General features: G+C 67.8%; 25 protein-coding genes. 16 read left to right on the top strand and 9 right to left on the bottom strand.

Annotation, left to right across the window (positions count from 1 at the left end; all coding sequences use genetic code 11):
• The first annotated feature begins 17 nt into the window (after positions 1–17).
• Positions 18–1,034, top strand: a complete 1,017-nt coding sequence (locus D5S18_RS07420) for a hypothetical protein (protein WP_120039093.1) — start codon at positions 18–20, stop codon at positions 1,032–1,034.
• On the opposite strand, the gene D5S18_RS07415 is transcribed toward D5S18_RS07420, so the two are convergent.
• Positions 1,031–1,558, bottom strand: a complete 528-nt coding sequence (locus D5S18_RS07415; RefSeq protein ID WP_120039092.1) for a winged helix-turn-helix transcriptional regulator — start codon at positions 1,556–1,558, stop codon at positions 1,031–1,033. The genes D5S18_RS07420 and D5S18_RS07415 overlap by 4 nt on opposite strands.
• 102 nt (positions 1,559–1,660) lie before the next feature.
• On the opposite strand from D5S18_RS07415, the gene D5S18_RS07410 reads away from it, so the two are divergent.
• Entirely contained in the window at positions 1,661–3,025 is a 1,365-nt protein-coding gene (locus D5S18_RS07410) for an MFS transporter (protein ID WP_120039091.1), read from the top strand.
• 2 nt (positions 3,026–3,027) lie between these two features.
• Here the strand turns inward: D5S18_RS07410 and D5S18_RS07405 are convergent, their stop codons facing one another.
• The gene (locus tag D5S18_RS07405) at positions 3,028–3,636 is read right to left on the bottom strand and encodes a TetR family transcriptional regulator (RefSeq protein WP_120039090.1); all 609 of its coding nucleotides are present in this window, start codon (positions 3,634–3,636) and stop codon (positions 3,028–3,030) included.
• A 71-nt stretch (positions 3,637–3,707) separates the two neighbouring features.
• On the opposite strand from D5S18_RS07405, the gene D5S18_RS07400 reads away from it, so the two are divergent.
• The 5 genes from D5S18_RS07400 to D5S18_RS07380 all read left to right on the top strand — a co-directional run bounded on the left by D5S18_RS07400 (position 3,708) and on the right by D5S18_RS07380 (position 8,028).
• Positions 3,708–4,847, top strand: coding sequence for an acyl-CoA dehydrogenase family protein (locus tag D5S18_RS07400; RefSeq protein WP_120039089.1), 1,140 nt, complete (start codon positions 3,708–3,710; stop codon positions 4,845–4,847).
• Between the two features lie 35 nt (positions 4,848–4,882).
• Positions 4,883–5,281 carry a PPOX class F420-dependent oxidoreductase gene (locus tag D5S18_RS07395; protein ID WP_120039088.1) on the top strand — a complete coding sequence of 133 codons (399 nt, stop codon included), beginning with the start codon at positions 4,883–4,885 and terminating at the stop codon, positions 5,279–5,281.
• A 63-nt stretch (positions 5,282–5,344) separates the two neighbouring features.
• On the top strand, positions 5,345–5,974 hold the full coding sequence (locus tag D5S18_RS07390) for an AmiS/UreI family transporter (protein WP_120039087.1): 630 nt from the start codon (positions 5,345–5,347) through the stop codon (positions 5,972–5,974).
• Positions 5,971–7,008 carry an aliphatic amidase gene (locus D5S18_RS07385; protein ID WP_120039086.1) on the top strand — a complete coding sequence of 346 codons (1,038 nt, stop codon included), beginning with the start codon at positions 5,971–5,973 and terminating at the stop codon, positions 7,006–7,008. Before D5S18_RS07390 ends, D5S18_RS07385 begins: the two co-directional genes overlap by 4 nt.
• Before the next feature lie 9 nt (positions 7,009–7,017).
• Positions 7,018–8,028, top strand: a complete 1,011-nt coding sequence (locus D5S18_RS07380; protein WP_120039085.1) for an AAA family ATPase — start codon at positions 7,018–7,020, stop codon at positions 8,026–8,028.
• On the opposite strand, the gene D5S18_RS07375 is transcribed toward D5S18_RS07380, so the two are convergent.
• On the bottom strand, positions 8,025–9,047 hold the full coding sequence (locus D5S18_RS07375) for a substrate-binding domain-containing protein (RefSeq protein WP_120039241.1): 1,023 nt from the start codon (positions 9,045–9,047) through the stop codon (positions 8,025–8,027). The genes D5S18_RS07380 and D5S18_RS07375 overlap by 4 nt on opposite strands.
• 164 nt (positions 9,048–9,211) lie before the next feature.
• Here D5S18_RS07375 and D5S18_RS07370 point away from each other — a divergent pair, with 164 nt between their 5' ends.
• The 3 genes from D5S18_RS07370 to D5S18_RS07360 are packed head-to-tail and all read left to right on the top strand — an operon-like array spanning position 9,212 to position 11,397.
• Positions 9,212–9,637, top strand: coding sequence for a MarR family winged helix-turn-helix transcriptional regulator (locus D5S18_RS07370; RefSeq protein ID WP_120039084.1), 426 nt, complete (start codon positions 9,212–9,214; stop codon positions 9,635–9,637).
• Between the two features lie 19 nt (positions 9,638–9,656).
• Complete coding sequence (locus tag D5S18_RS07365) at positions 9,657–10,538, top strand: ornithine cyclodeaminase family protein (RefSeq protein ID WP_239003605.1); 882 nt, start codon at positions 9,657–9,659, stop codon at positions 10,536–10,538.
• Positions 10,539–10,590: 52 nt separating this feature from the next.
• Positions 10,591–11,397 (top strand): hypothetical protein, encoded by an 807-nt coding sequence (locus tag D5S18_RS07360; RefSeq protein WP_120039083.1) that lies wholly within the window; start codon positions 10,591–10,593, stop codon positions 11,395–11,397.
• Here D5S18_RS07360 and D5S18_RS07355 read toward each other — a convergent pair.
• On the bottom strand, positions 11,369–12,733 hold the full coding sequence (locus tag D5S18_RS07355) for an amidase family protein (RefSeq protein WP_158607820.1): 1,365 nt from the start codon (positions 12,731–12,733) through the stop codon (positions 11,369–11,371). The two genes, D5S18_RS07360 and D5S18_RS07355, sit on opposite strands and share 29 nt — an antisense overlap.
• Positions 12,734–12,972: 239 nt before the next feature.
• On the opposite strand from D5S18_RS07355, the gene D5S18_RS34785 reads away from it, so the two are divergent.
• The 3 genes from D5S18_RS34785 to D5S18_RS07345 all read left to right on the top strand — a co-directional run bounded on the left by D5S18_RS34785 (position 12,973) and on the right by D5S18_RS07345 (position 16,194).
• On the top strand, positions 12,973–13,149 hold the full coding sequence (locus tag D5S18_RS34785) for a hypothetical protein (protein WP_158607819.1): 177 nt from the start codon (positions 12,973–12,975) through the stop codon (positions 13,147–13,149).
• 88 nt (positions 13,150–13,237) lie between these two features.
• Positions 13,238–14,488: an FxsB family cyclophane-forming radical SAM/SPASM peptide maturase gene (locus tag D5S18_RS07350; RefSeq protein ID WP_203236643.1), complete on the top strand. Its 1,251-nt coding sequence runs from the start codon at positions 13,238–13,240 to the stop codon at positions 14,486–14,488.
• Positions 14,485–16,194 carry an HEXXH motif domain-containing protein gene (locus tag D5S18_RS07345; protein WP_158607818.1) on the top strand — a complete coding sequence of 570 codons (1,710 nt, stop codon included), beginning with the start codon at positions 14,485–14,487 and terminating at the stop codon, positions 16,192–16,194. The genes D5S18_RS07350 and D5S18_RS07345 overlap by 4 nt, the downstream gene beginning before the upstream one ends.
• Here the strand turns inward: D5S18_RS07345 and D5S18_RS07340 are convergent.
• From D5S18_RS07340 to D5S18_RS07330, 3 genes are read right to left on the bottom strand one after another with little or no spacing between them, the layout of a single operon-like run.
• Positions 16,188–17,678 (bottom strand): FAD-dependent monooxygenase, encoded by a 1,491-nt coding sequence (locus D5S18_RS07340; RefSeq protein WP_120039080.1) that lies wholly within the window; start codon positions 17,676–17,678, stop codon positions 16,188–16,190. The genes D5S18_RS07345 and D5S18_RS07340 overlap by 7 nt on opposite strands.
• Before the next feature lie 2 nt (positions 17,679–17,680).
• Positions 17,681–18,661 (bottom strand): MBL fold metallo-hydrolase, encoded by a 981-nt coding sequence (locus tag D5S18_RS07335; protein WP_239003604.1) that lies wholly within the window; start codon positions 18,659–18,661, stop codon positions 17,681–17,683.
• Between the two features lie 42 nt (positions 18,662–18,703).
• Positions 18,704–19,621 carry a DMT family transporter gene (locus D5S18_RS07330; RefSeq protein ID WP_120039078.1) on the bottom strand — a complete coding sequence of 306 codons (918 nt, stop codon included), beginning with the start codon at positions 19,619–19,621 and terminating at the stop codon, positions 18,704–18,706.
• Here D5S18_RS07330 and D5S18_RS07325 point away from each other — a divergent pair.
• A complete protein-coding gene (locus D5S18_RS07325; RefSeq protein WP_120039077.1) occupies positions 19,620–21,041 on the top strand; it encodes an aminotransferase-like domain-containing protein in 1,422 nt (473 codons plus the stop codon). The genes D5S18_RS07330 and D5S18_RS07325 overlap by 2 nt on opposite strands.
• Here the strand turns inward: D5S18_RS07325 and D5S18_RS07320 are convergent.
• Positions 20,998–21,963, bottom strand: a complete 966-nt coding sequence (locus D5S18_RS07320) for a helix-turn-helix transcriptional regulator (RefSeq protein ID WP_120039076.1) — start codon at positions 21,961–21,963, stop codon at positions 20,998–21,000. The genes D5S18_RS07325 and D5S18_RS07320 overlap by 44 nt on opposite strands.
• A gap of 85 nt (positions 21,964–22,048) precedes the next feature.
• Here D5S18_RS07320 and D5S18_RS07315 point away from each other — a divergent pair, with 85 nt between their 5' ends.
• The gene (locus D5S18_RS07315) at positions 22,049–22,585 is read left to right on the top strand and encodes a DinB family protein (RefSeq protein ID WP_120039075.1); all 537 of its coding nucleotides are present in this window, start codon (positions 22,049–22,051) and stop codon (positions 22,583–22,585) included.
• Here the strand turns inward: D5S18_RS07315 and ctaD are convergent.
• A complete protein-coding gene (gene ctaD / locus D5S18_RS07310; protein WP_120039238.1) occupies positions 22,582–24,285 on the bottom strand; it encodes an aa3-type cytochrome oxidase subunit I in 1,704 nt (567 codons plus the stop codon). The genes D5S18_RS07315 and ctaD overlap by 4 nt on opposite strands.
• Positions 24,286–24,578: 293 nt before the next feature.
• Here ctaD and D5S18_RS07305 point away from each other — a divergent pair, with 293 nt between their 5' ends.
• Entirely contained in the window at positions 24,579–25,964 is a 1,386-nt protein-coding gene (locus tag D5S18_RS07305) for a PAS domain S-box protein (protein WP_120039074.1), read from the top strand.
• The last annotated feature ends 51 nt before the right edge of the window (positions 25,965–26,015 follow it).

Here is a 26,015-nt window from a genome sequence, read left to right as displayed (position 1 = left end):
CCATTGGGAGTCGATTCATGGTCAGGCATCAGCTCCGGCATGTGGCCGGACACCTGCTCACACCGCTGCTGATGTGCCTCGGCATGGCACTGGCCTATCTCGGCGCGTTTCATCAGCCCGCGCCGCATCATCTGAAGGTGGCGGTGATCGGAGCGACGCCGCAGACTCAGGTGCTGGCTCAAACAATGAAGGATCGCGCGGGCGATGCCCTCGAGGTGATCACGCTGCCGTCTCGTGACGCGGCCCTGACGCAACTGCGGGACCGTGATTTGGCGGGCGCGTACCTTCCTGATGGTCCGCGCCCCGAATTACTGGTGGCGAAGGCGGGTTCGGACACCACGGCCATGGCCGCCGAGGCGATCTTCCACCAGGTGGCGGGTCGGCAGGGTGTGCCGCTGACGGTCACCGATATCGCGCCGCCTTCCAAAGGTGACCCGACGGCGCAGGGGATCTTCTTCCTGCTGGTAGCACTGAGTGTCGGTTCCTACGGCAGTGTCGCGGCGATCGGTGCGGCGGGCGCGGAGCTGCGCATGGCGGTGCGCGCGGCGGTCGGTGTCGGCGCGGCCCTGGCGGTGAGCGTGATCGGGATAGTGGTCGCCGGACCGGTCTTCCATGTCATCGACCACGACTTCGGCGCCATCTGGGCCATGGCCTGGTTGTATTGTGCCGGAATCGTTTTGGTCGGGATCGGCCTGCACACCTACTTGCGGCGCTGGACCACGCTGGTGCTGATGCTGCTGTTCGTCATGCTCAACTTCACCAGCTCCGGCGGCATCTACCGGCCCGAACTCCAGGGCGGCTTCTTCGGTGCGCTGCACGCGTTCTGGAATGGCGCGGGGTTCGTGGAGGGTGCGCGCAGCCTGCTGTACTTCGACGGCGGCGCGGGTTTCACTACTCGCCTGCTGAGTCTGTTCCTCTGGTTGGCGGTGGGTATCGCGCTGGTCGTCCTCGGCGGGATGCGCGAGCGTCGTTCCGTCGAACCGGTCACCGAGCAGGCTGCCGAAGAGGAGATCGAGGAGGCGGTTGGCGTCTAATGGGTCCGTGTATCGAGCGGTTCCAGTAGCCGGTGCGGTGTCCGCAGTGCGCGCGACACCGGATCGTCGCGAACAGTGAAATCGGCCCCCGGCCCCGGATGAATCTCGAGTTCGTCGGGGCCGGGAGTGCGTCGGCAGGTGGCGCAGTGGCCGGTGGGGTCCACCCGCGTGCCGCATTCGGCGTGCAGGAACAACCGGCGCGGACCGCCCTCGGGCGCGGTGTGCGCCTCCCCCCACTGGGACAGGGCGTAGAGCGCGGGCCACAGTGACCGACCCCGGTCCGTGAGTACGTACTCGTCGCGCCCGCCGTGTGGCTGCCTGCCCAGCAGGCCCTCGGTTACCAGTGTGGAAAGCCGCTGGGTGAGTACGGCTTTGGAGATATCGAGGTGTTCGGCGAAGTCGGTGAAGCGGCGCACGCCCCAGAAGGCGTCGCGCATGATGAGCATGGTCCAGCGCTCGCCGACCAACTCCAGCGCCCTGGCCAGCGAACAGTCCTGCTTGGTGTAGTAGACGCCGAGTGCCACATGATCAGCGTACCCGATTGGTCTGTTGACCAGACCGACGACGGGATCGTACGCTCTGATGGTTCGGTCAACAGACCAAACGTCGGAGAAAGGCTAGAACCCATGCGCACGCGCACCCTTCTGGTGGCGAGCGCGGGCACACTGCTCGCGCTGATCGCGTTCACCGTCCCTCTGGCCGCCATCAACCCGACGGCGCTCGCCCTCGGCGCGGATGCCGCCGGTCGCACCTGGATTCTCAGCTCGATGAGCGTCGGACTCGGAGCCGCGCTGCTCTCCGCAGGCACCATCGCCGACGACTTCGGTCGCCGACGCACCTTCGTCGGGGGCGCCGTGCTGCTGGCTTTGGCCTCTTTCGCGGCCGAATTCGCCACGGGGACCCTGCTTTTCGTCTTGGCGCGAATCGCACAGGGTGTCGGCGGCGCGGCACTGATCGCGGCCGGTCTCGGACTCATCGCGCACGCTTTCCCGGCCGGACCGGCGCGCGCCACCGCCAGCGGCGTGTGGGGAGCCTCGGTGGGCGGCGGAATCGCCTTGGGGCCGTTGCTCGCCGCCGTGCTGGGACGCATGATCGACTGGCGTGCGCCATATTTCGTGACGGCGATCCTCGCGGCATTGGTCGGCATCGCGGCGCGATGGTTGATCGAGGAGTCGCGCGCCGACCACGCGACCAAGCTGGATATCGCGGGGACCTTGCTGCTGGCGGGCGGAATGAGCGCGCTGCTGGCGGCCCTGATCGAGGGGCGCTCCGGTGGGATTCGGCCGATCGTCGTGCTGCTCGCGGTCGCCGCGGTGCTGTTGCTCGCGGCGTTCGTCGCGGTCCAATGGCGGAGCAGTCACGCCATGCTCGACCTGCGGCTGTTCACCGAGCCCGCCTTCCTCGCCGCCTCCGGTGCGGCCTTCATGACCGGCGCCGGTGTGATCGCGATGATGTCCTACCTGGCCGGATTCGCCGGTGTGGCACTGGGGATGTCGACACTCGCGGGCGCGTGGCTGATCTTCGCCTGGGCCGCGACCAGTGTGGTCACCGCATTGTTCGCCCGCCGAATTCAACTGTCGGGACGGGTGCAGTTGGCCATCGGGCTGGCGGCGGTCGGCGTCGGTCAGTTGACGCTGCTCGGACTCGGAGCCGAAACAGGTTGGCAGCGTATGGTTCCCAGCTTGATCCTCATTGGTATCGCGAGCGGTGTGGTCAATGCCGCGCTGGGGCGGGAGGCGGTCGCCTCGGTGCCTGCAGGGCGGGGGAGTCTCGGCAGCGGGGCCAATAACACCGCGCGCTATGTGGGTTCGGCGGTCGGCGTCACCGTGGTGTCCGTGATCGCCGCGCGCCCGGCGGGTTCGGCGGAGGTGTTCACCGGATGGAATCACGCGACATTGTTCACCGGCGCGGTCTCCCTTGTCGGGGCACTGCTGGTATTGGCCTGCCGCCCTCGGGTGGTCGCGACCGTGCCGGTATCCGCCGCCGGTTGACATCAGTTCACGCGCAGCGCGAGATCGGCCAACTCCGTCCAATCCGCGAGCACCTGCTTGCGCCGCGCGCGATCCCGTCCGACCATCTCGTCGAGCGTGGTCCCGCGCACCAGATTGATGGTCAGCCAGAAGGCCGATTCCAACCTCTCGCGCGTGATGGCGGAATCCATCCGCGCCGCGCAGGCGTCGAGCAGCTCCGCCGTGAGATCGTGCTGCACCCGCAGCATTTCGCGCCGCAGCGGCGGGTCGTTGGCGATCCCGACGTATAGCTCCACGGCCGCTCGTCCGAGCTTGCCCGCGAAGGTGGCGGTGACCAGCTCCACCAAAATCGCTCCGGCCGTGGAGTTTTCGGGTAGCGAACGGATCCGCCGCCGCATGGCCTCGCGCTGACGCTGGGTCAGGTGACCGATGGCCCTGGCGAACAATTCCTGCCGGGTGTGGAAGTGGTGTAGCTGCGCGCCCCTGGTGACGCCGGCGCGGGCGGTGATATCGGCGATGGATGCCCCGCCGTAGCCGATGTCGGCGAGGCTGTCCACGGCGGCGTCCAGTAGTAGCGCGCGCGTGCGCAGACTCTTCTCCTGGTGCTTGTTCGGTGGTAGTGGCGAGCCCATACCCCCAGTTTAGCCCCGAGAAATTGCATGCCGCCTTGCATGCAATTGGGTGTTGTTTGTACTGTCTTGATATGGCCGTCGACCGCATGCTGCCCACCGAGGAGGCCCGCGACCTCCTCGAACTCACCCGCGAGATCGCCGACAAGGTGCTCGAGCCGAACGCGGTGGAGTTCGAGCGGCACGAGCGCTATCCCGCCGAGGCGTTTCGCGCACTCGGCGCGGCCGGGCTGCTGAGCCTGCCGTATCCGGAGGAGTTCGGCGGCGGCGGGCAGCCGTACGAGGTGTATCTGCAGGTGCTCGAGGAGTTGGGCGCGCGGTGGGCGGCGGTGGCCGTCGCGGTGAGCGTGCACAGCCTGTCGTGTCATCCGCTGTTCGTCTTCGGCACCGAGGAGCAGAAGCGGCAGTGGCTGCCGGAGATGCTGTCGGGCACCATGATCGGCGCGTACAGCCTGTCGGAGCCGCATACCGGCTCGGATGCGGCGGCGCTGCGCTGCCGCGCGGTGGAGGTTCCGGACGGCTACCGGATCACCGGGGCCAAATCGTGGATCACCAATGGCGGCAAGGCCGACTACTACACGCTTTTCGCGCGCACGGGCGAGGGTTCGCGGGGTGTGTCGTGCTTCTTGGTGCCGGGCGATACCGAGGGGCTGACCTTCGGCAAGCCGGAGGAGAAGATGGGGTTGCGCGCCGTCCCCACCACCGTCGCCTCCTACGATGACGCACTGATCCCGGCGCAGCGCCGCATCGGCGAGCCCGGTCAGGGGCTGGCCATCGCCTTCAGTGCGCTCGATTCCGGTCGACTCGGAATCGCCGCGGTGGCAACGGGTTTGGCGCAGCGCGCCCTGGATGACGCGGTGGCCTACGCCAAGGAGCGCGAGGCGTTCGGCCGTCGCATCATCGACCATCAGGGCCTGGGTTTCGTGCTGGCCGATATGGCGGCGGCGGTCGATTCGGCCCGTGCCACCTATCTGGATGCCGCCCGTCGCCGTGACGCCGGACTGCCGTATTCGCGCCAGGCCAGCGTGGCCAAACTGGTCGCCACCGATGCCGCCATGAAGGTCACCACCGATGCCGTTCAGGTCTTCGGCGGTGCGGGCTACACCATGGATTTCCCGGTCGAGCGGTATATGCGCGAGGCCAAGGTGATGCAGATCTTCGAGGGCACCAATCAGATCCAGCGACTCGTCATCGCGCGCCACCTCGCCGGTTGATCCGAATCGGGGGTGCTCGCCGGTAGCCTGCTGCTATGGCTGACCTCGACGATGCGAAGACCATCCTGACCACGACCTACCGGCGCTCGGGGGAGCCGGTGTCGACGCCGACCTGGATGACGCCGTTGGCGGCGAACACCCTCGGATTCTGGACCTCGTCCGCATCGGGCAAGGCCAAGCGGCTGCGGCGGGATTCGAGGGTGGTCGTGCAGCCCTGCAATCAGCGCGGTGTGCCGCGGCCAGGGGCGACAGCGGTCCAGGGGACGGCCCAATTGTTCACCTCCGGTCCCGTCTTCGATCGGGTCCAGGCCGCTATCAAGGCGAAATATGGTGTGCAGGTGCCGATTTCGAAGTTCTTCAACTGGGTCGGCCACCTGTTGCGCGGTGGTGCGCCCTACGGCGACATTGTTGTCGTCGTCACAATTCAGTCTTGACACGACCTCGCCCCCACCGTAATTTCACGTGAAATAGTTTCATGCGAAAAAGGTGGTCCGAGTATGGCCAATGTCGGTCTGCTCTATGTCGGAGCCGTCTTGCTGATCAACGGGCTGATGCTTTTGGGCATCGTCCCGAATCGATCGGCAGCCGTGATGAATCTGCTGGTCGGCGCGCTGCAATGCGTGGTGCCGACGGCGCTGCTGATCCAAGCCCACGGCGAGCAAACCGCGGTGCTCGCCGCCTCCGGGCTCTACCTGTTCGGGTTCACCTACCTCTACGTGGGCATCGGCACCTATATCGACTGCGCCCCACAGGGTTTGGGCTGGTTCTCCGCCTTCGTCGCGGTCGCGGCCGTGGTGTACGCCGGTATCTCCTTCGGCATCTCCCACGATCCGGTCTTCGGTGTCATCTGGTTGTCGTGGGCGGTGCTGTGGGCACTGTTCTTCCTGGTACTCGGCCTCGGGCGGGAAAAACTGACCGGGTTCGCCGGATGGACCGCCGTGCTGCTGAGTCAGCCGACCTGTTCCCTGCCCGCCTTCCTCGCCCTGACCGGGCACTTTCACCCCACCGGCGCGCAGGCCGCCGGGTGGGGGGTCGGTCTGGCCGTACTCATCGGCCTGGCCTGGATGCTGGGCGCCCGCACGACTTCCCTTGCCGCTCAACCCGAATACGAAGGAGCACCATCATGAGGCACGGCGACATCTCCTCCAGCCCCGATACCGTGGGCGTGGCCGTAGTCAACTACAAGATGCCTCGGCTGCACACCAAGGCCGAGGTCATCGAGAACGCCAGGAAGATCGCCGAGATGCTGGTCGGCATGAAGACCGGCCTGCCCGGTATGGACCTGGTGGTGTTCCCGGAGTACTCCACCCAGGGCATCATGTACGACGAGCAGGAGATGTACGCCACCGCCGCCACCATTCCCGGCGAGGAGACGGCCATCTTCTCCGCCGCCTGTCGCGAGGCGGGAGTGTGGGGCGTGTTCTCCCTCACCGGCGAACAGCACGAGGAGCATCCGCGCAAACCTCCGTACAACACCCTCGTCCTGATCAACGATCAGGGCGAGATCGTGCAGAAGTACCGGAAGATCCTGCCCTGGTGCCCGATCGAGGGGTGGTATCCGGGGGACACCACCTACGTCACCGAAGGCCCGAAGGGCCTGAAGGTCTCGCTGATCATCTGCGATGACGGCAACTACCCGGAGATCTGGCGCGACTGCGCGATGAAGGGCGCGGAACTCATCGTGCGCTGCCAGGGCTACATGTATCCGGCCAAGGATCAGCAGGTGCTCATGGCCAAGGCCATGGCATGGGCCAACAACTGCTACGTCGCGGTGGCCAATGCCGCCGGATTCGACGGCGTCTACTCCTATTTCGGCCACTCGTCGATCATCGGCTTCGACGGGCGCACCCTCGGCGAGACCGGTGAGGAGGAGTACGGCATCCAGTACGCGCAGTTGTCCATCTCGGCCATCCGCGACGCGCGCACCTACGACCAGTCGCAGAATCACCTGTTCAAACTGCTGCATCGCGGCTACTCCGGTGTGCACGCGGCGGGCGACGGCGACAAGGGCGTCGCGGACTGCCCGTTCGAGTTCTATCAACTCTGGGTCACCGACGCGGCCAAGGCGCAGCAGCGGGTGGAGGCCATCACCCGCGACACCGTCGGCGTCGCCGACTGCCGCGTCGGTTCGCTCCCCATCGAGAAGACCCACGAGGCATAGGAATTCGCATTGCCGTACCTGACCGATATGCTCCACGACCAGAACCGTGCCAAGGCCGCTGATCCAGTGGGATTCGACCGGGAGCGGCCGGCCGCGCGGCTGGGTGCGGCCATCCTCGGCCAGCCCGAGGCGATCGACGCCGTCGTGCGCGCCATCACCCTCGCGCACGTCGGCGCCGCCGATCCGGAACGGCCGCTGACCAGCATTCTGCTGGTCGGGCCGACCGGTGTCGGCAAGACCGAACTGGTGCGACAGGTCGCCGCGGTCCTGCGCTCCGGGCCGGAGGACCTGTGCCGCATCGATATGAACGCGCTCGCGCAGGAGCACTACGCGGCCTCGTTCACCGGCGCGCCGCCGGGGTACGCGGGCAGCAAGGAATCACTGTCGCTCTTCGATAAGGGCGTGATCGAAGGCGATCCCTACACGCCGGGCATCGTGCTGTTCGACGAGATCGAGAAGGCCGATGCCACGGTGGTGCGCGCACTGTTGCACGTCCTCGACACGGGGGAGTTGCGGCTGGCGAATGGCAAGGAGCGCATCTCCTTTCGCAACAGCTACGTCTTCCTGACCTCGAATCTCGGTTCGGTGGCGCTGGCGCGCGAACAGCGTTCCCTGCGCGGGCGGCTGCGGCGCGCGAGCGCCGGACGGACGGCCGACCGGGCGGTGGTGCATCGGGCGGTCGAGGATTATTTCGATCCGGAGTTCTATAACCGGATCGACGAGATCGTGGTGCTCAATCGCTTCGACGAGCCGACTGCCCATTCGGTGGCCCGCTTGGAGATCGAGCGACTGGCGGTGCGGCTCGAACGGCAAGGGGTGCGGCTGGATTGCGATGCGAGCGTGTCGGATCTGTTGGTCCGCACCGGATTCGACCCGGTGTACGGTGCGCGCGGACTGCGACGCGGTCTGCGCAGGTTGCTCGCCGAGCCGGTCGCGGAAGCGATTCTGCGGCAGCGGGTTCCGGGAGAGCCGCTGGTCCTGCACGCGGAGATCCGCGATGGGCGAACCGTGGTGCGCTAGGTCAGCGTGGTGATGACATCGAAGTCGAAACCATTGGCCACCGCGAGGTGGATCCGTTGGCGCGCTTCGCGTCCGCGGAATTCCACGGTCCCGCGCGGACCCTCGTAGGCGATACCGTCGGCATCGCGACCCAGGTCGACCGTATCGCCCGCGCGCGCGACGAGTGTCGAAAGTAGTTGCGCCCCTTCGTAACATGATTCGGCAGCCGCGCCGATCACCGGCGCGACGGTGCCGTGCAGCGCGGCGTAGCGGCCAACCAATTCCATCGCGTTGCCGTCCACGAGCGAGGAAAAGTAGCCGGAGGCGACTACCAGACCTCGGGTCGCGTCGTACCCGCTGGCCAGCAGCATGTTCTCCTCCATCAGCGGGCTGAACCGCAGGACGCTGTCCTGAAGCCCGCGCTGGGCGAAGGCGCGGTTGAACTCCACCGCGTCCTGCCCGACCAGCAGCATGAGCACCGCCTCGCAGCCGGAGCGGGCCACCCGATCCACCACCCGGCGCATATTGCCGCCGCCGAGTTCGACGAAGGCGCCGCCGACCAGATGCAGACCCAGTTCGGTGGCGTATTCGCGGACTGCGGCCAGTGAGCGCTGCGGCCACACGTAGTTGTCGCCGACGACGAACCAGCGTTTGGTCCCGGCATTGTCGCGCAGCCAGCGCAGCGCGGGTTCCAACTGCTGACGCGGGGTTTCGCCGCAGCAGTAGACGCCCGCGTGCCGTTCCCCGCCCTCGTAGAGGGAGGTGTAGGCGTAGGGCACCCGGTCCGCGAGCACCGGAATCAGGGCGCGGCGCACCGAGGAGATATGCCAGCCGCTGACCGCGTCGATCCGGCCCGCCGCCACCAGCCGGGCCACCCGCGCGGCCACCGCCGCCGGACGTCCGCCGCCGTCGACCAGTTCGATCTGCACCTCGCGGCCCAGGACGCCGCCGCGCTCGTTGAGATCGTGTGCCGCGAGTTCGCTGACGGCCGCGCAGGAGGCCCCGTACACCCCGGCCGGACCCTGCAGTGGCACGACCATGGCGATACGCCAGGATTCGGCGCGCGCTCGCTGCGCGGCTGCCGCGCCGGTCACGCCCGGTCCACGGGGTTCGGCGGGCGGATGCGAACGAAGGTGCCTGATAACATTTCCCCTGAAGTATCGAGGGCGTTCGCCTCGCCCGCAACGGTTTCGAGAGGATTGCGATGGCGCAGCATTCCGCCCCGCCTCCGGACGGCCGCTCCCTCACAGCGCGGGTCATGACGGCGGCGCGACAGGTCGGCGCCGCCATCGAGGCTCAGCTCGCGCCCGAGCAGCTCGGCGTGGACGATTGGTTGGTCATCGAGGCGCTGGCCGAGGTGCCGGAATTGGCCATGTCGGAGCTGCGGTCGCGGACGCTCACCTCCGCGCCGACCCTCACGAGGGTAATCGATCGACTTGTCACCAGGGCGCTGGTCTATCGCGAGGTCGATGCGGAGGATCGTCGGCGGGTGCGGTTGCAGTTGAGCAAGCGGGGCATCGAACTGTATCGACGGTTGGCGCCGAATATTCAAGCGGCCGAGCATAGTTGGTTGACCGAGAATCCCGAGCCCGCTGCGGTACCGTGGCTTGGTGCCGGGTTTGCCCGTTGAATTCCTAGACGCTACCGAGTTGCGGGCGTTGTTGCCGCCCGCCGAGGCGGTCGCGGCGATCGAGGACGCACTGCGCGGCGGGCTGGATCCCGGTGCGGATCCGGCGCGTGGGCGGGTCCTACTGCGCACCGGTGAATTCCTCATCATGCCTGCGGATTTCGGCGATTACGCCGGTGTCAAGGTGGCCACGGTCGCGCCGGGCAATCCGGCGCTGGGACGTCCCCGCATCCAGGGGCTCTATGTGCTGTTCGACGCCGAGACGCTCACGCCGCGTGCGTTGTTGGACGGTCCGGCTCTGACGGCGGTGCGCACCCCGGCCGTCTCGGTCGCGGCTGTTCGGCCGGCTCTCGGCGGGGCGCCGCGGGTGGTCGTCTACGGGGGTGGGCCGCAGGCGCTCGGACATGTCGAGACATTGCGTGCCGTCGCGGCCGTCGACGAGGTGTGCCATGTGGTGCGCCATCCAGGGAACTACCGCGAATTGGCCGCTTCGGCACGGGTATTGGCATACGGCGAAGCCGAAGCGCTCGCGGCGACGGCGGCCGCCGATGTGGTCGTCTGCGCGACGGGTGCGCGCGACCCCCTATTCGATTCCTCGATACTGCGTGCCGACGCGATCGTCATCGCCATCGGTTCGCACGATCCGGGGCAGCGCGAGGTCGACGCGGCGCTGTGTCGGCGGGCGCGGGTCGTGGTCGAGGATGTCGCGACGGCGCTGCGGGAGGCGGGCGATATCGTGCTTGCCGTCGCCGAGGGTGCGCTGGTCGCGGGCGATCTTGTCCCGCTGCGCGCGGCGGTTTCGGACCCGCGAGGGTACGGGCGGGATCGGCCCCTGCTGTTCAAGGGCACCGGAATGTCGTGGCAGGACCTGGTGATCGCGGTCGCGGCGGTATCGGGTCGCTAGCGTATCGGCGCTGCGCGCGGCGTGCGCCCGTCGGTGGCGCGACAATCGTGGCGTGACGACCGACGAGACTGATCGGGATGCCGCCTATTCGTGGGAGGTTCGATACGGAAGCCGGGTGGTGGAGTACGGGGTGCAGCGCTGGGGCGAACCGCATCCGTGGACCGGAGCGACCACGCGGTTGGCCTTCGAGATCGCGGGCGAGCTGTTCGAACAGGCCTGCCTGTACGCGATGGAGGAGAGTCGCGACACCGCCATCGACGCCGAGGCGAAGGGGCGGGCCGCGCCGGAGCCGATCGGGCAGGTGATCGTGGTGCTGCGCGATCCCACCGGGGCCGAACTGGCCAACCTGACCGCGCATCTGCGCCACCGACCGATCACCAGGACCGAGGTGGAGGACTATCGGGCCTTGATGCAGGCATGGGCCGAGGATGAGCGGCGCATGGCCGCGCGGGCCGCCGCACCGCCGCCCGAACCCGCCGAACCCGAGATCCTCGCGCCGCCGCACGAATTCGAGCAGAACCCTGCGCCTGCCGCCTATGATCCGCGGCACCGGGTGGTCGACGATCTGTTGCAGCAGGCGGTGGAACTGCGCGAGAGCGTGGTCGACCCGGATCATTGCCGCCGCAGGGCCTATCAGGCCGAGCGGCGGTTGGTCGAGGATCAGGACGCGGAGCGGCTGATCGCGGCGGGCCGCGACGAGGCCGCGCGGGCCATCGCCGCCGAACGGGTGGCGCGCAGCGCGCAACTCGTCTCACTCTGGCAGGGACGAATGGCCGATTCGACCGAGATCTATTTGCGTGCCGCGGCATTGGACACCGAGGCGGCGCGGCTCAGTCGGGCGCTCGACGGTCCGGATTGATGACCGCGCTCAGGCACTCGGCGAGGTGGAGCAGGTCGATATCGCGCTGTGGATGGCCGTCGAACTGGAGGCCGACCGGCAGTCCGTCGCGGGTGGCGCCGATGGGGAGGGTGATCGATGGCAGGCCGAGGATCGCGGCCGGGCCGGTGTGCCGGAGGAACGTGGGGAAGGTGGGCGCCTCGACGCCATTGTGGACCAGGTGCGTGCCGCTTCCGACCGGGACGGCGGGCAGCACGGTGGTCGGCATGACGGTCGCGGCGAATTCGGTGCGGGCCGCCGCGGCCGTCTCGCGCAGGCGGGCTTGGGTTTTCAGGTCGGCTCGATACTGCTGCTCGGGGATGGGGAACTCGAGCAGCGGGGTGAGGATCTCGCGTACGTCCGGGGAGGCGATCGAGGCGATGACCTCCTCGAATGTCGCCGTCGAATCGGCGAGGTAGGCCCGGAAGGCGGCGGGGGTCTCGGCCAGCGAAACCCACATGGCGAGCGGAAGCAGTTCGTCCAGGGAGCCGCCGTGGACGCTTTCGTCCACCGGGATCAGTTGGTGGCCTGCGCGTTCCAGCGCATCGAGCGCGCGGGTGGCGAGGCGGTGCACCTCCGGATGCAGATCGCGCCACCCCTCCTGCGGGATCGCGAGCCGCTGCGGTCCCGAACCCCTTGGGGTGGACGGTTTTCGGCCGGTCAGGACGGCATCGAGCAGTAGAATATCCGGCACCGTGCGCGCCATCACGCCGATCGCGTCGCGAGTGGGGGACAGGTGCAGAACTCCGGATTCGGGATAGCGCCCGGTGCTCGGGCGGAAGCCGATGATGCCGCACACCGCGGCGGGGATGCGGACCGAACCGCCGGTATCGGTGCCCAGACCCGCCGGGGCCAGGCCCGCCGCCACGGCCGCGGCCGTGCCGGAACTGCTGCCGCCCGCGAGGTGGGTGGGGGCGACGGGATTGCGCGCGGTGGGTGCGGCAGTGCACGCACCCGTTGCGCCGTAAGCGAGTTCGTGCATGCTCGTCTTGCCGAGCAGTACCGCGCCCGCCGCCGCGAGCAGCCGCCAGGCGGCCGAATCGGCGGTGGGGATGTGCTCGCGCAACCGCGGTGTCGCGGCGGTGGTGCGGACCCCGGCGATATCGATGTTGTCCTTGATGGCAAGTGGAATGCCTTGCAGTGGACCGGGATTGGGTGCTCTTGTGGCGAATTCCGGTGTGGGCGTGATGTATGCGCCGAGGGCGGCCAGTGCGCGGGTGCGCGCGATCAGGTCCTCGGCGTACTCTCGCGCGCTCAATCGTCGCGCCCGCAGCGCCGTTCGCGCCTCGAGCACCGACCAGGTGTGGCTGTCGGACATCGCGGGATCCTCCTGTTCGCCGCGGACCCCAGCACCATAACCCGCCGCGTGTCGTATCGGAGGTGAAAAGCGAAGTATCGGACTTTCGAATGCGTTCGGTGGCCGCATCGCCCCTTGTGTCGACCATCATGGCAGAAACGGCCCCCACTCCCGAATTTGGGAACAGCATTTCTTTGGTCGATCGCGAATTCACGATGCATCCTGATTGCGTCATTGATTCACAGAGAGAGGTTTTGAAAATGACGAAACTCGCCGAACTCGCCGATCTGGAGACCGAAATGGGAATGGCCGAATTCCCCCTTGGTCGAGAGGTGCTGGCCGATGCCGCCCCCGCACTGCTGGCCGCGATCGAGCGTCAGTTGACCGGTGCGGTGCGCAGCCAGAAGTTCCAGTCCATCATCGGGACCGGAGCGTAGTCAGCGCGGTGCAGTAATCCCTGCGGCGGGCACCGCCCTGGCCCGCCGCAGGGTTCCACCGTCGAAAAACCCGTCGTGAGGAGCCGTCATGGCCTCGGATTCGATTCCGCTCGAGATTCCCGAGTTTCGACCGATGTGGCCCGAATCCGGATTGGACGCGGCCGCGCTGCGGCGGGCCGAATGGACGCCGCTACCATTCACGGAATTCGTCGTCAAAATCCATAGTCGATGCAATCTCGCATGCGACTACTGCTATATCTACGAAATGGCGGACCAGGGCTGGCGCAATCAGCCCAAGGTCATGCGCCGCGAAACTTTCACGACCGCCTGCGCGATGATAGGCGAACATGCGCTGCGGCACAAAATCGACGCGGTCCAACTGGTGTTCCACGGTGGCGAGCCGCTGTTGGCGGGCCATGCCGAACTCGCATTCTTCGCGCGACATGCGCGCGAAACGCTCGGCAAGCACCTCGGTGTCCAGCTGAGCATGCAGACCAATGGCGTGCTGCTCGACGACGAATTCCTGCGCCTGTGCGCGCAGTGGAATATCGGCATCGGCGTCAGCCTGGACGGCGACGCGACCGCCAACGACCGGCACCGGCGCGATCGGCGGGGTCGCGGCAGCCACGCCGACGTGGCCGCCGCACTGGCGCGGCTGTCCGCGCCGGAGTACCGGCATCTCTACGGCGGACTGCTGTGCACCATCGACGTCGCCAACGATCCGATCCGCACCTATGAGGGCCTGCTGCGTTTTCGGCCGCCCTCGGTGGATTTCCTACTACCGCACGGCAACTGGACCAACCCGCCGCCGCATCGCGTCGCGGACTCGACGGAAACGCCCTATGCCGACTGGCTCATCCCGATCTTCGACCGCTGGTACGGCGAGCGTGCCGCGACGACGAGCGTGCGGCTGTTCGAGGATATCGTCGATCTGCTGATCGGCGGCACGGCCGGTTCGGAACTCATTGGCCTGGAACCCATTCAACTGGCCGTCATCGAGACCGACGGCACGCTCGAACAGGTCGACGAGCTCAAATCGGCCTATGCGGGGGCCGCCGGGTTCGGTCTGCGCGGGCTGGGCAATGCCCTGGACGAGGCGATGCGGCTGCCCGCGGTCATCGCCCGACAAATCGGCGTGGAGGCGCTCAGCGACGAGTGCCGGGCCTGCCCGATCCACACCGTGTGCGGCGGCGGTCACTACGTGCATCGCTACCGCGCGGACAGCGGATTCCGGCACCCCTCCGTCTACTGCGCCGATCTCACCAAATTGATCCGTCACATCGACTCGCGGGTCGGCACCGATCTCGCGCGGTCGCGCCAGACAGGAGAAGGTTCGTGAACGGCGTGCACATCGACAGCGTCACAGCGGATTTGAGTACCGGGTTCGGATCCTCGGAGGCCATCGCCGATCTATTCGACGAGGTGGTGCTGACCCGCATGATCCTGCTGCGGTTGCTCATGAGCGAGATCGCACCCGAGATCGCCGACGCGGCGGGACTCCCGGCGGCCTACCGGCGGCTGGCCGAACTACAGCGCGAGTATCCGAGGCAGGTGCGCGCGATGCTGAGCCATCCGCATACCGGGACCTGGTTGACGCGCACCATCCGCCGGGTCCGCGGCACCGATTCCGCGACGATGCCGCTGTGGGTCGAATGCGGCTACCTGGGTTGGCTCGCGGCGGCTTGCGCGGTGATGTGCGAGTCGGCCGGGGAGTTGGCGGTCGTGGTGCGCGCGGGTGCGGTGGTCTTGCCGGGCATCGGTCTGGCTCGACTGGGTGCGGTGGACGGCCACGCCCGCCTCGAATGGTCAGGCGGGGCACTGACATTCACCATGGATGATGTTGTCGTCCGGGTCCGCGCCCTGGATGCCGAGGACGAATCCGGCTGGCTGCCCATGCGCAAGGTCCGTGCCGATATCGTCCTGGACGATCTCGACCCGCTGCGCGACCTGCAGCAGGACGAAGCCCCCAGGCTGACAGCCGCCGAAGCGGAGACCTGGCGCGAAACCTTCGCCGACGCTTGGGATCTGCTCGGCCGGGACTTCGCCGGGTATCGCCAACCCATGCACGAGGCGCTGCGAATGCTCGCACCGCTGAGCGCGCGGCCGCGCACCGATGCCGCCAGCCACACCGCGACGGCGGGCGGCGGATGCGTGTACACCACCGCGCCCGCGGATCCGTGCCAGTTGGCGTTGACCCTCATCCACGAGGTCCAGCACACCAAGCTGAATCTGCTGCTCGACCGGGTGGACCTGGTCGAATTCGATCCCGGCCCACTGTTCTACGCCCCGTGGCGCGACGATCCGCGCCCGCTGCCCGGACTGCTGCACGGGATCTACGCCTTCTTCGGCGTCACCGATTTCTGGCGGGTGCATCGGCATTCCGACTGCCACGGTGGCCCGGCGGCGCATATCGATTTCGTCCTGTGGCGCGGGCAGGTGGCCGAGGCGATCGAGCAGGCGGCGGGTTCGCGCGCGTTGACCGCCGCCGGATTGACGCTGGTGCGCACCTTGGCGGCCGCGATGGAGCCGTGGTTGCTCGAGGATGTGCCCGCGGTGGCGAGATCCACCGCGGCCGAGGTGGTTCGGGCGCACCGGACGTTCTGGCGGGTACGGAATCTGCGTCCGGATGCGGGGGATATCGCGGAGTTGGCGCGGCGGTGGCGTGCGGGCGAGCGGCGGCCGGAGTTGCCTGCCGTGTCCCGGCCGGTCGACCAGGACGCGATTCCCGCCGGTTACCGCACGCTGGCACTCGCGCACGCACTGCGCGATCGGAGCATGGCGGTCTCTGGCGGCGATAGGGAGTATCTCGCGGGCCGCCACGAACAGGCGATGGTGTCCTACCTGGCCTCGCTGCGCGAGGATCCGTCGCGCCCGCAGGTGTGGGCCGGAATGGCGCTGGTGCTGCCACAATTGTTCCGAGATCGCGATTTTGAAGTCCTACACACGCGGAGCGAGATCGTCGCGGCGCTGTACGCCGTGCTGCGCGCGGACGATGTGGATATCCTCGATCTACTGCGCTGGTTGGCCGAGCCTCGGGATCATTGACGGGCGGTCGCCCGGCGCAGTGCCGCGGGCAGGTCGTCGACCGAGGGGAGGACGGCCGCGACATGGGCGTCGGGGCGGATGAGGAAGACCGCCCCGACGGGCAGCGTGGTCCCGGCGGCGTTCACGACGCGCAGGGGGAAGGGCGAATCCGGCGCGACCGCGCCGGGATTCGTCGTCACGACGAGGAATCCGTCTCTGGCGATGGCGCGCAGCCGTGTCGGGCTGCCGTCCAGGGTGATCGGGACATCCGGCACCAGCGTGCCCGGCGCGATGGGCGCCTCGGGATTGGCTGTGGTCAAGGGTGATTCGACATACCGGTGCGGTTCGCAGAGCCGTCCCGAGTCGACCGCGTCGGCGAGGGTGGGATCGGCGGCCACCGCATCCAGGGTCTCGCGCCGCCGGCGCTGGAGTTCGGGCGTGCGCGGGACGAGGAAATCCATGGTGTGCGTGGTGATATCGATATTCTCCCGCGCGGCCGCGTGCCGTTCCGCGTGGTAGGAGTCGAGCAGGGCCTCCGGCGCCCAGCCGCGCAGCACGAAAGCCAGCTTCCAGGCGGCGTTCTCGGCGTCGGCGACACCGGAATTGAGGCCGCGCGCGCCGAAGGGCGCCACCAGGTGCGCGCAGTCGCCCGCGAGCAGCACCCGGCCCGCGCGCAGGCGGTCGGCGATGCGGGAGTGGAAGCGGTACACCGATTTCCAGACGATCCCATAGGGTCGATCGCCGATGATGCGGCGGATACGGGCGTCGAGTTCGCCGGTGGATTCCTCCGCGTCGAGGTCGTAGTCGCCGGGGACCTGCCAGTCGATGCGGAAGGTCGAATCCGGGCAGGGGTGGATCAGCACCTGGCGTCCCGGATTCCACTCCGGATCGAAATAGAAGCGCCGCTCCCGCGACCAGTCGGGCAGATCCGTGCGGATATCGCAGATCAGGAATCTGTCGTCGAAGCTCTCACCTTCGAAACCGATGCCGAGCAGGCGGCGCAGTTGCGCACCCTGCGCGCCCGCACAGGCCACCGCGTAGGCGGTGGCGATCTCGGTCTGTCCGCGAGAAGTGGTGCAGCGCAGTGTTATCCCCTCCGGATGCTGCGCGATATCGGTGACCAGGTGATCCCAGCGCACCTCGATGCGCGGTTCGGCGGCGATGCGTTCGTCGAGAATCCGCTCGGTGCGCGACTGCGAGAGGTTGACGAAAGGCGGGAACGGTGAGCAGCCCGGATCGGTGAGCTCGCGGGAGAACAACTCGCGATCCCGGTAGAAGGTGCGGGCCGTGGTCCAGGTGAGGCCCTCCTCGGCGATGCGCGCGCCCGCGCCGACCGCCGCCCAGATATCGAGTACATCGCGCTGCTGACAGATGGCTTTGGAGCCGATCGCGTCCCGGCTCGGGCGACGATCCAGCAGCAGCACCCGAATTCCCCAGCGGGCGAGCAGCAATGCGGTGGTCTGGCCGACCGGTCCGTTGCCGATGACGGCCACCTCGGCATGCATCGCTACCCCTGCAATCGCGCCCACACCTCGCGGTCGCGTTCGGCGGTCCAGATGATGGGGCGCTCGATTCCGGACAGTTCGTCCCACAGTCGGGACACATCGAACGGCAGGCAGTGTTCGAAGATGGGCCAGCGACCGTAGTCCTCGAAAAGGGCGGCGTGGGTGGCTTCGAATGCCTCCTTCAGCGTGCCGCCGCGCTGTTGGACCGCGCCGACCTCGGCGATCATCACCGCCAGGAAGTGGCGGGTCTGCTCGATCGCGGCTTCGACGGCCGCGCGACCGTGCGAGACCGCGCCGCGTCCGCCGATGAGTGTTCGCGCGCCGAGCGCGCGCACCGTGTCCAACGTCGTGCTCGACCATTCCCGGTGGAACGCGTCGCCGGTGTAGAGCGCGGCCTGCGCCTCCACCAGGTCGCCCGCGAAGAGAATGCCCTGGCGGGGGAGCCAGGCGACCAAATCGCCCTCGGTGTGGCCCCTGCCGGGATGGCGCAGTTCCACCGTGCCGCGGTCGCCGCCGAGTTCGATGGTCATGGTGTCGGCGAAGGTCATGGTGGGGTGGGTCAGACCCGGCACCGACTCCGCGCCGTTGGCCAGGCGGGGCATGCGGGCGAATTCGCTTTTCCAGTCGGCGAGTCCGCGTTCCTCGATCAGGTCGGCGGTGGTGCGGTGCGCCACGATGGTCTGCGCGTCGAAGGCCGACGCGCCGAGCACCCGCACCGCGTGATAGTGCGAGAGCACCAGGTAGCGCACGGGTTTGTCGGTGTGCTCGCGCAGCAGCGTCAACCATTTGCGCGCCGCGACCGGCGTGGCGAGTGCCTCGAAGCAGAGCAGGAAATCCTCGCCCTCGATCGCCCCGATATTCGGGTCGCCCTCGGCTGTGAGGGCGTAGACGCCTTCGGCGAGGACCTCGAGTGTGCGTTGTTTCTCGCCGAGATCGGCGGAGGAGGCGAAGGACGGCATGGGCGCACCTCTCGATAGTTCCATTCGGAGGCATTATGGCGGTTCGAGCTCGAACGGGTGGCCGAATCAGCCGAGCCGGGTGCGAACAGCGAGGCCGGCGCAGGCGACGACCGCGAGTCCGCCCAGAACGGTTGGCCAGGTGAGGCTTTCGCGCAGCAGCAGGGCCGCCCAGCAGATCGACAGCACCGGCTGGACGAGTTGCACCTGGCTGACCTGCGCCATCGGCCCGATGGCCAGGCCGCGATACCAGGCGAAGAAGGCCAGGAACATGCTCACCACCGAGAGGTAGGTGAGGGCGAGCCACTGGGCCGGGGTTCCGGTCGGGGGCTGTTGGGCCGCGCCGATGCCGGTGAGTACGACCATGAGCGGCGCGCCGAGCACCAGCGCCCAGCACATCGTCTGCCAGGATCCGAGCACCCGCGACAGCAGCGCGCCCTCGGCATAGGAGATGGCGGCCGCGCCGACCCCGCAGAACAGGAGCAGATCGGTCAGGTGCAGCGAGCCGAGGCCGCCGTTCTGGCGGGCGGCGAAGACGACGGCGAGGACCGCGCCGATACCCGCCGTGATCCAGAAGGCGGTGCGCGGTCGGTCCCGTCCCCGCAGCACGGCCATGACCGCCGTGGCGGCGGGCAGCAGGGCGATCACGACCGCGCCGTGACCGGCGGGCACCGTTTGCATTGCAAAGGAGGTCAGTAGCGGGAAACCGACGACGACCCCAGCCGCGATGATCGCGAGACCGATCCATTGCCTGCCGCGTGGCAGTGGCTGCCGGGTCAGTGCCAGCGCGGCGGCGGCGAGCACCGCCGCGACGACGGCGCGCGCCGAGCCGATGAACAGCGGCGACATCCCGCCGTCCGCGACGGCGATTCGGGTGAACGGGATGGTGAAGGAGAATCCGACGACGCCGAGCAGACCCCAGCCGAGTCCGGTGCCGGACGATAGCGCCTGTGCCTTCTGAAGGGTAGCGCTACTATTGTGACTCATGTCTGACGATAACAGTTCGCGGATCGCGGCGAAACTGCGCGAGTGGATCGCCACCGCGCCACCGGGCGCTCGGCTGCCCTCGACGCGGGCGTTGGTGGCCGAGCATTCGGCCGGTCCGGTCACGGTGCAGAAGGCGCTGCGGACGCTGTCCGCCCAGGGGTTGATCGAAACCCGGCCCGGTGCCGGTGCTTTCGTTCGCGCCATCCGGGTGGCCCGCCCGAACGAATACGGTTGGCAGACGGCGGCGCTCGGCTCACAGCCGCGCCGCACCCCGCAGTTGTCGGCGGCGCTGCGCATCGCGCCCAATGAGGTGATCGCGATGAACTCCGGCTATCCGGATCGAGAGCTGCTGCCCGAGCGGCTGATTCGGGCCGCCTTCGGTCGCGCCGCGCGCGGGGAAGCGGTGGTCGGCAGGCCGCCCGCCGCGGGTCTGCCCGATTTGCAGGCGTGGTTCGCCACCGAACTGGGTGCGGCCACCCCCGTCGGCGTCGCACCGCCCGCCACCGCCGATGTCATCGTCATGCCCGGCAGTCAGAGCGGGTTGAGCATCGTCTTCCGCGCTCTGGTGGGTCCCGGTCGACCGCTACTGCTCGAATCGCCCACGTACTGGGGTGCGGTCCTGGCGGCGGAACAGTCGGGTGTGCAGGTGGTTCCGGTGCCGAGCGATATGCGCGGGCCGGATCCGGACGAACTGGCCCGCGCCTTCGAGCGCACCGGATCGCGGGCCATGTACGTCCAACCGAATTTCGCCAATCCCACCGGTGCGCAATGGAGTTCGGAGATCGCGGCGGAGGTGCTCGCCGTCGCGCGTCGATTCGGGGCCTTTCTCATCGAGGACGATTGGGCGCACGATTTCGGGATCACCGCCGAGTCGACCCCGCTGGCCGCGCGCGACGACGCCGGGCATGTCGTCTATCTGCGTTCGCTGACCAAGAGCGTGTCGCCCGCGGTGCGCATCGCCGGACTCATCGCCCGAGGTCCGGCCCGCGAACGCATCCTCGCCGCCGCGCAGGCCGAATCCACCTATGTCAGTGGAGTTTTGCAGGTCGCGGCGCTCGATATCGTCACCCAACCCGCCTGGCGCACCCACTTGCGCGGAGTTCGCCATCAACTCGGCGCGCGGCGCGATCTCTTGGTCGAGGCATTGCGAACCCATATTCCCGCAGCGCATTTGGAGGCCGTGCCGCGCGGCGGTCTGAATCTGTGGACGCGCCTGCCCGAGGCCACCGACCTGACGCGGCTGATGGCCGACTGCGAGGCCGCCGGTGTGCTGGTCGCGCCGGGGACCGAGTGGTTCCCGGCCGAACCCACCGCGCCCTACCTGCGGCTCAACTATGCCGGACCCAATCCGGGGGCCTTCCCGGCGGCCGCGCAGGTCATCGGGGCCGCCCTCGAGCGAAACGCGTGCTCCAGTCGGTGAGCAACTCCCGCAGTTCCGGTGGGGTGCGGACCGTGAATTCGCAACCGACGATGCCCAAAGCCAATGCGGCCCATTCGAGTTGGTCGGCGCGCATCCGCATGACGCAGTGTTCGTCGTCGATCGCCTCCAGTTCGGCGTAGTCGCCGATGCGGACATCCGCGGCGTCCACATTGGTGTGCAGGAGGACCTCGATGGCGAAGGGGGTCGGAGGGTTGTGGATGCGTGAGCGTATGTATTCGACGGCGTCGACGGCGGGCAGTTCGCGGGGTCGGAAGCGGCTGCCGGTGGGGTGCGGGCGGCGCAGGCGGTCGAGGCGGAAGCTGCGCCAATCCTGCCGGTCCAGGTCGTAGCAGACCAGATACCAGCGGCGGCGGGCGGAGATCAGGCGCAGCGGTTCGACATGGCGGATCGAGGCCGCACCGTCGGCGGCCAGGTAGTCGAACCGCACCCGCATCGTGTCGCGGCACGCCTGCGCGAGGACGACCAGCGCGTCCGGATCGGTGACCGGAACCCGTTCGGGTATCCGGCGTTCGGCGGATTCGGTCATCGCGCGCACCGAGTCCACCCGGTGGCGCAGTCGCGGCGGCATGACATCGGTGAGCTTGGTCAGCGCCCGCACCGAGGATTCGGCGATACCCGCGACGGCCGAGTCCGCGGCGCCCTGCAAGCCCAGGGCCAGGGCGACCGCCTCTTCGTCATCGAGGACCAGCGGCGGCAAAGTCGCGCCGGGCGCCAACCGGTAGCCGCCTTCGACCCCGCGCTGCGCCTCGACCGGGTAGCCGAGTTCGCGCAGCCGATCGATATCGCGACGTACGGTCCGCAGCGAGATGCCGAGTCGATCCGCCAAATCGACGCCCGACCAGTGCCGATGGGTCTGCAAGAGCGAGAGCAGGCGCAGCATCCGCGCACTCGTGTCGGCCATTTTTACGGCTCCCCGGCAATTAAGGCCAGAAACTGGCACCAATGGTGCCTAGCGTAGGGGACGAAGCCGACGAGAGGATGTTCGAATGACCACCGACACCACCCTGACCCGTGAGCGCGCCGATCTGCTGGAGACCTTGCGCGCGCACCGGGGATTCCTGCGCTACACCGTCCGGGAGCTCACCGACGAGCAGGCGGGCCAACGCACGACCGTGAGTGAGCTGTGTCTCGGCGGGCTCATCAAGCACGTCGCCGAAACCGAAAGCGGCTGGGTCGATTTCATCGTCGACGGCAACTCGGCGATCATGTCGGGGAAGGATTTCAGCAAGTGGACCGAGGCGGATTTCGTGGAGCGCGCCAACGGATTCCGCATGCTGCCCGGTGAGACGCTGGCCGGATTGCTCGCGGAGTACGAGCGGGTGGCCACCCGCACCGACGAACTCGTCGCCACCCTGCCCGACCTCGATCTCTCGCATCCGCTGCCGCCCGCGCCGTGGTTCGAGCCGGGCGCGCGCCGCAGCGCCCGCCGGGTGCTGCTGCACATCATCGCCGAGACCGCGCAGCACGCGGGTCACGCCGATATCCTGCGGGAGGCACTCGACGGCCAGAAAACCATGGGCTAAACGGGTTTCTCGGAGTGGGTGCCCCAGCCGATGTGCGCCTCTTGGTGCATACGTTCGACCATGTGCGGGTAGTGCAGCTCGAAGGCGGGGCGCTCCGAACGAACGCGGGGCAGTTCATAGAAGTTGTGCCGCGGCGGGGGACATGTCGTGGCCCATTCGAGGGAGTTGCCGTAGCCCCATGGATCGTCCACGGTGACGACCTCGCCGTAGCGATAGCTCTTGAAGACATTCCACAGGAACGGCAGCATCGACGCGCCGAGCAGGAATGAGCCGAGGGTGGAGACCGTATTGAGCGCGGTGAATCCGTCGCTGGGCAGGTAGTCGGCGTAGCGGCGCGGCATCCCCGCGTCCCCGAGCCAGTGCTGGGCCAGGAAGGTGGTGTGGAACCCGATGAAGGTGGTCCAGAAATGCCATTTCGCCAGCCGCTCGTCGGCCATGCGGCCCGTCATCTTGGGGAACCAGAAGTAGATGCCCGCGTAGGTGGCGAATACGACCGTGCCGAACAGCGTGTAGTGGAAGTGCGCCACCACAAAATAGGTGTCGGTGATGTGGAAGTCGAGCGGCGGGCTGGCCAGGATGACACCGGAAAGGCCGCCGAAGAGGAAGGTGACCAGGAAGCCGACCGAGAACAGCATCGGTGATTCGAAGGTTAATTGACCCCGCCACATGGTGCCGATCCAGTTGAAGAACTTCACGCCGGTGGGCACCGCGATGAGGAAGGTCATGAACGAGAAGTACGGCAGCAGCACCGCGCCGGTGGCGTACATGTGGTGCGCCCACACCGCGATGGATAGTGCGGCGATACCGAGGGTCGCGTAAACCAAAGCGGTGTAACCGAAGATGGGTTTGCGGCTGAAGACGGGGAAGATCTCGGAGACGATGCCGAAGAACGGCAGCGCGATGACATATACCTCGGGGTGTCCGAAGAACCAGAACAGATGTTGGAACAGCATCAACCCGCCATTGGCCGGATCGTAGATATGTCCGCCGAGGTGGCGATCGTAGAACAGCGCCAGCGCCGCGGCGGTCAGCAGTGGGAAGCAGATCAGGATCAGGACACTGGCGATCACCACATTCCAGGTGAACAGCGGCAACCGGAACATGGTCATGCCCGGACAGCGCAGGCAGACGACGGTGGTGATCATATTGACGCCGCCGAGAATGGTGCCGAGGCCGGAGACGCCGACGCCGAGGATCCACATATCCGCGCCGACACCGGGCGAATGGATGATATCGGCCAGCGGCACATATGCCGTCCAACCGAAATCGGCCGCACCGCCGGGTGTGAGGAATCCCGCCGTGGCCAGGGATGCGCCGAACAGATAGAACCAGTAGCTCAGCGCGTTCAAGCGCGGAAATGCCACATCGGGCGCGCCGATCTGCAGGGGCACCAGAATATTCGCGAAGCCGAAGATGATCGAGGTGGCATAGAACAGCAACATGATCGTGCCGTGCATGGTGAATAGCTGATTGAACTGTTCGGGCGAGAGGAACTGCAATCCGGGCCGCGCCAGTTCCCCGCGCATGAGCAGCGCCATCAACCCGGCGATCATGAAGAAGGCCATCGAGGTGACCAGATACATCTGGCCGAGCACCTTCGGATCGGTGGTGGTGAGCATCCGATGCAGCGCCGACCCCTTCGGCGCGCGTCGCGCCGGATGGGGCCGGGTCACCACCGGTCTGGGAGATATCGCAGTCACCACACCCTCCTCATACGGTTCCGACGGAACCTCGCACCGAATCTCGGGCAATCGGAAGGTATTCGGCGCATTCGGCGCGGAAAACCCCTGCGGTGCAGGAGATGACCTTTTGGTACCCTTTCCCGCGACGGGCAGTGACCTTGGTCCATCGCCCGAATGACCTGCGCCCCTTGTGTATCCAGCTCGGGTGAATGGGAGCACAATTCAATCCCATTGATGCCCAATGTCTTTCGAATATCGCTTGAATCACGACGGATTGTCCCCGCATGTGGTGATTCGTCTACCTTGGCGAAATGCCCACCACATCGCAGCCGATCGCCGACCTGTCGAAATCGATCGCTTTCGCGGAGGATCACCGTTTCGGCGACGCCGAGCTGTTCTTCTCCACCACCGACCGCCGCGGCGTGATCCGCCAGGGCAATTCGGTCTTCGTCCGTATCGCCGGATACTCGCAGGCCGAACTGGTCGGCGCGCCGCACAATATCGTGCGGCACCCGCGGATGCCCGCCGGTGTCTTCGCGCTGATGTGGGATCGGCTCGAGGCGGGGCTACCGGTCTGCGCGTATGTGCGCAACCAGGCCAGGGACGGTGCGTCGTACTGGGTGTTCGCCACCATGAGTCCGCTGCGCTCGGGCTACCTCTCGGTGCGGGTGGCGCCGCGCGCCGAGGCGATGGGCCGAATCGAACGGATCTACGCGCGCGCCCACGCCGTCGAACAGCGACTGTGCCGCGCGGGCGTCGGCCGCCGCGACCGCGCCGTCGCGGGCCGCGCCGAGATCGAAAAGGCTTTGCGCGAGGACGGATTCGGCTCCTACGACGAATTCGTGCTCGACGCGCTGCCACTCGAGGTCGCCGCGCGCGACCGGTTGGTCTCGGCCACCTACCTGAGGCCGCAGGCGCGGGGTCCCATCGCCGAGGTGCTCGGCGGCGTCGCGGTGCTCGACCGCGCTCTGGACCGACTCGTCACCCGGCTGGCCGACTACCGTGACCTGTGCGATCAACTGGCCGACGCCTCCGCCCAGCTCATCGATATCACCGAGCGCATGAACCGGTCCGTCGCCGCGGCCGCGGCCGCGTCCGCCCCGATCGCCGAATCCCATCCGGTGCTCGCCAATGTCGCGCAGGTCATGCGCGAACCGATGGATCAGGCGGTCGTCGAACTGCGCGAGCTGCGAACCGGATTGGACCGGCTGCGCGGCAGCGTGGCCGATCTGCGGTTCCGGATCTCCCTGGCCGCGCTCTACAACGATATGGTCGCCGCCTTCGCCGCCGAGGTGGTCGACGGGACCGCACCGCCCCGCTCACTGGACGCCGTGCCCGCGCTGTGCGAGGCCGCGGCCTCCGGACTCACCGAGATGTCCGAGCGGGTCGACACCGTCAATGCCCAGATGCGCGCGGTCGCGGCGAGCACCGAGCGGGCCGCGGACGCGCTGGATCGGTTCCGGCGCTTCCTCGGGCAGTGGCGGATTCTGGTGCTGCGGCATCGTGCTCGGCCGCTGATCGGGGACAGGCTCGAACCCATCGATGCCGAGATCGGGGTGAGCTGGGACTGGATGGAACTGCTGTACACGCTGGGCCGCGAGTTCCGGTCCGGGGCCGTGGTTTTCGATGTGGAGGCAGTGGGCAGGCAGTTGGACGGGATCGAACTGGCCGCCGCGATCGTCGGTATCGCGGGGTGACTCTGTCGGGTCATCGGTCCCCGCGGTTGGGGTAGGACGACCCTCCCGTTC

The sequence above is a fragment of the Nocardia panacis genome, assembly GCF_003598715.1.
GTDB classification, from domain to species: domain Bacteria; phylum Actinomycetota; class Actinomycetes; order Mycobacteriales; family Mycobacteriaceae; genus Nocardia; species Nocardia panacis.
The sequence above is the reverse complement of the archived record's forward strand: the minus strand, read 5'-3'. Positions and strand labels throughout refer to the sequence as shown.

Excerpts from the sequence above, each read along its gene's own strand:
- D5S18_RS07400 (WP_120039089.1), top strand. The coding sequence starts at position 3,708 with ATGGCCGTCGACCGCATGCTGCCCACCGAGGAGGCCCGCGACCTCCTC.
- D5S18_RS07315 (WP_120039075.1), top strand. The coding sequence starts at position 22,049 with ATGACCACCGACACCACCCTGACCCGTGAGCGCGCCGATCTGCTGGAG.
- D5S18_RS07330 (WP_120039078.1), bottom strand. The coding sequence starts at position 19,621 with ATGAGTCACAATAGTAGCGCTACCCTTCAGAAGGCACAGGCGCTATCG.
- D5S18_RS07385 (WP_120039086.1), top strand. The coding sequence starts at position 5,971 with ATGAGGCACGGCGACATCTCCTCCAGCCCCGATACCGTGGGCGTGGCC.
- D5S18_RS07420 (WP_120039093.1), top strand. The coding sequence starts at position 18 with ATGGTCAGGCATCAGCTCCGGCATGTGGCCGGACACCTGCTCACACCG.
- D5S18_RS07325 (WP_120039077.1), top strand. The coding sequence starts at position 19,620 with ATGTCTGACGATAACAGTTCGCGGATCGCGGCGAAACTGCGCGAGTGG.
- D5S18_RS07370 (WP_120039084.1), top strand. The coding sequence starts at position 9,212 with ATGGCGCAGCATTCCGCCCCGCCTCCGGACGGCCGCTCCCTCACAGCG.
- D5S18_RS07390 (WP_120039087.1), top strand. The coding sequence starts at position 5,345 with ATGGCCAATGTCGGTCTGCTCTATGTCGGAGCCGTCTTGCTGATCAAC.
- D5S18_RS07375 (WP_120039241.1), bottom strand. The coding sequence starts at position 9,047 with ATGGTCGTGCCACTGCAGGGTCCGGCCGGGGTGTACGGGGCCTCCTGC.
- D5S18_RS07305 (WP_120039074.1), top strand. The coding sequence starts at position 24,579 with ATGCCCACCACATCGCAGCCGATCGCCGACCTGTCGAAATCGATCGCT.
- D5S18_RS07340 (WP_120039080.1), bottom strand. The coding sequence starts at position 17,678 with ATGCATGCCGAGGTGGCCGTCATCGGCAACGGACCGGTCGGCCAGACC.
- D5S18_RS07395 (WP_120039088.1), top strand. The coding sequence starts at position 4,883 with ATGGCTGACCTCGACGATGCGAAGACCATCCTGACCACGACCTACCGG.
- D5S18_RS07350 (WP_203236643.1), top strand. The coding sequence starts at position 13,238 with ATGGCCTCGGATTCGATTCCGCTCGAGATTCCCGAGTTTCGACCGATG.
- D5S18_RS34785 (WP_158607819.1), top strand. The coding sequence starts at position 12,973 with ATGACGAAACTCGCCGAACTCGCCGATCTGGAGACCGAAATGGGAATG.
- D5S18_RS07320 (WP_120039076.1), bottom strand. The coding sequence starts at position 21,963 with ATGGCCGACACGAGTGCGCGGATGCTGCGCCTGCTCTCGCTCTTGCAG.
- D5S18_RS07405 (WP_120039090.1), bottom strand. The coding sequence starts at position 3,636 with ATGGGCTCGCCACTACCACCGAACAAGCACCAGGAGAAGAGTCTGCGC.
- D5S18_RS07335 (WP_239003604.1), bottom strand. The coding sequence starts at position 18,661 with ATGGAACTATCGAGAGGTGCGCCCATGCCGTCCTTCGCCTCCTCCGCC.
- D5S18_RS07410 (WP_120039091.1), top strand. The coding sequence starts at position 1,661 with ATGCGCACGCGCACCCTTCTGGTGGCGAGCGCGGGCACACTGCTCGCG.
- D5S18_RS07355 (WP_158607820.1), bottom strand. The coding sequence starts at position 12,733 with ATGTCCGACAGCCACACCTGGTCGGTGCTCGAGGCGCGAACGGCGCTG.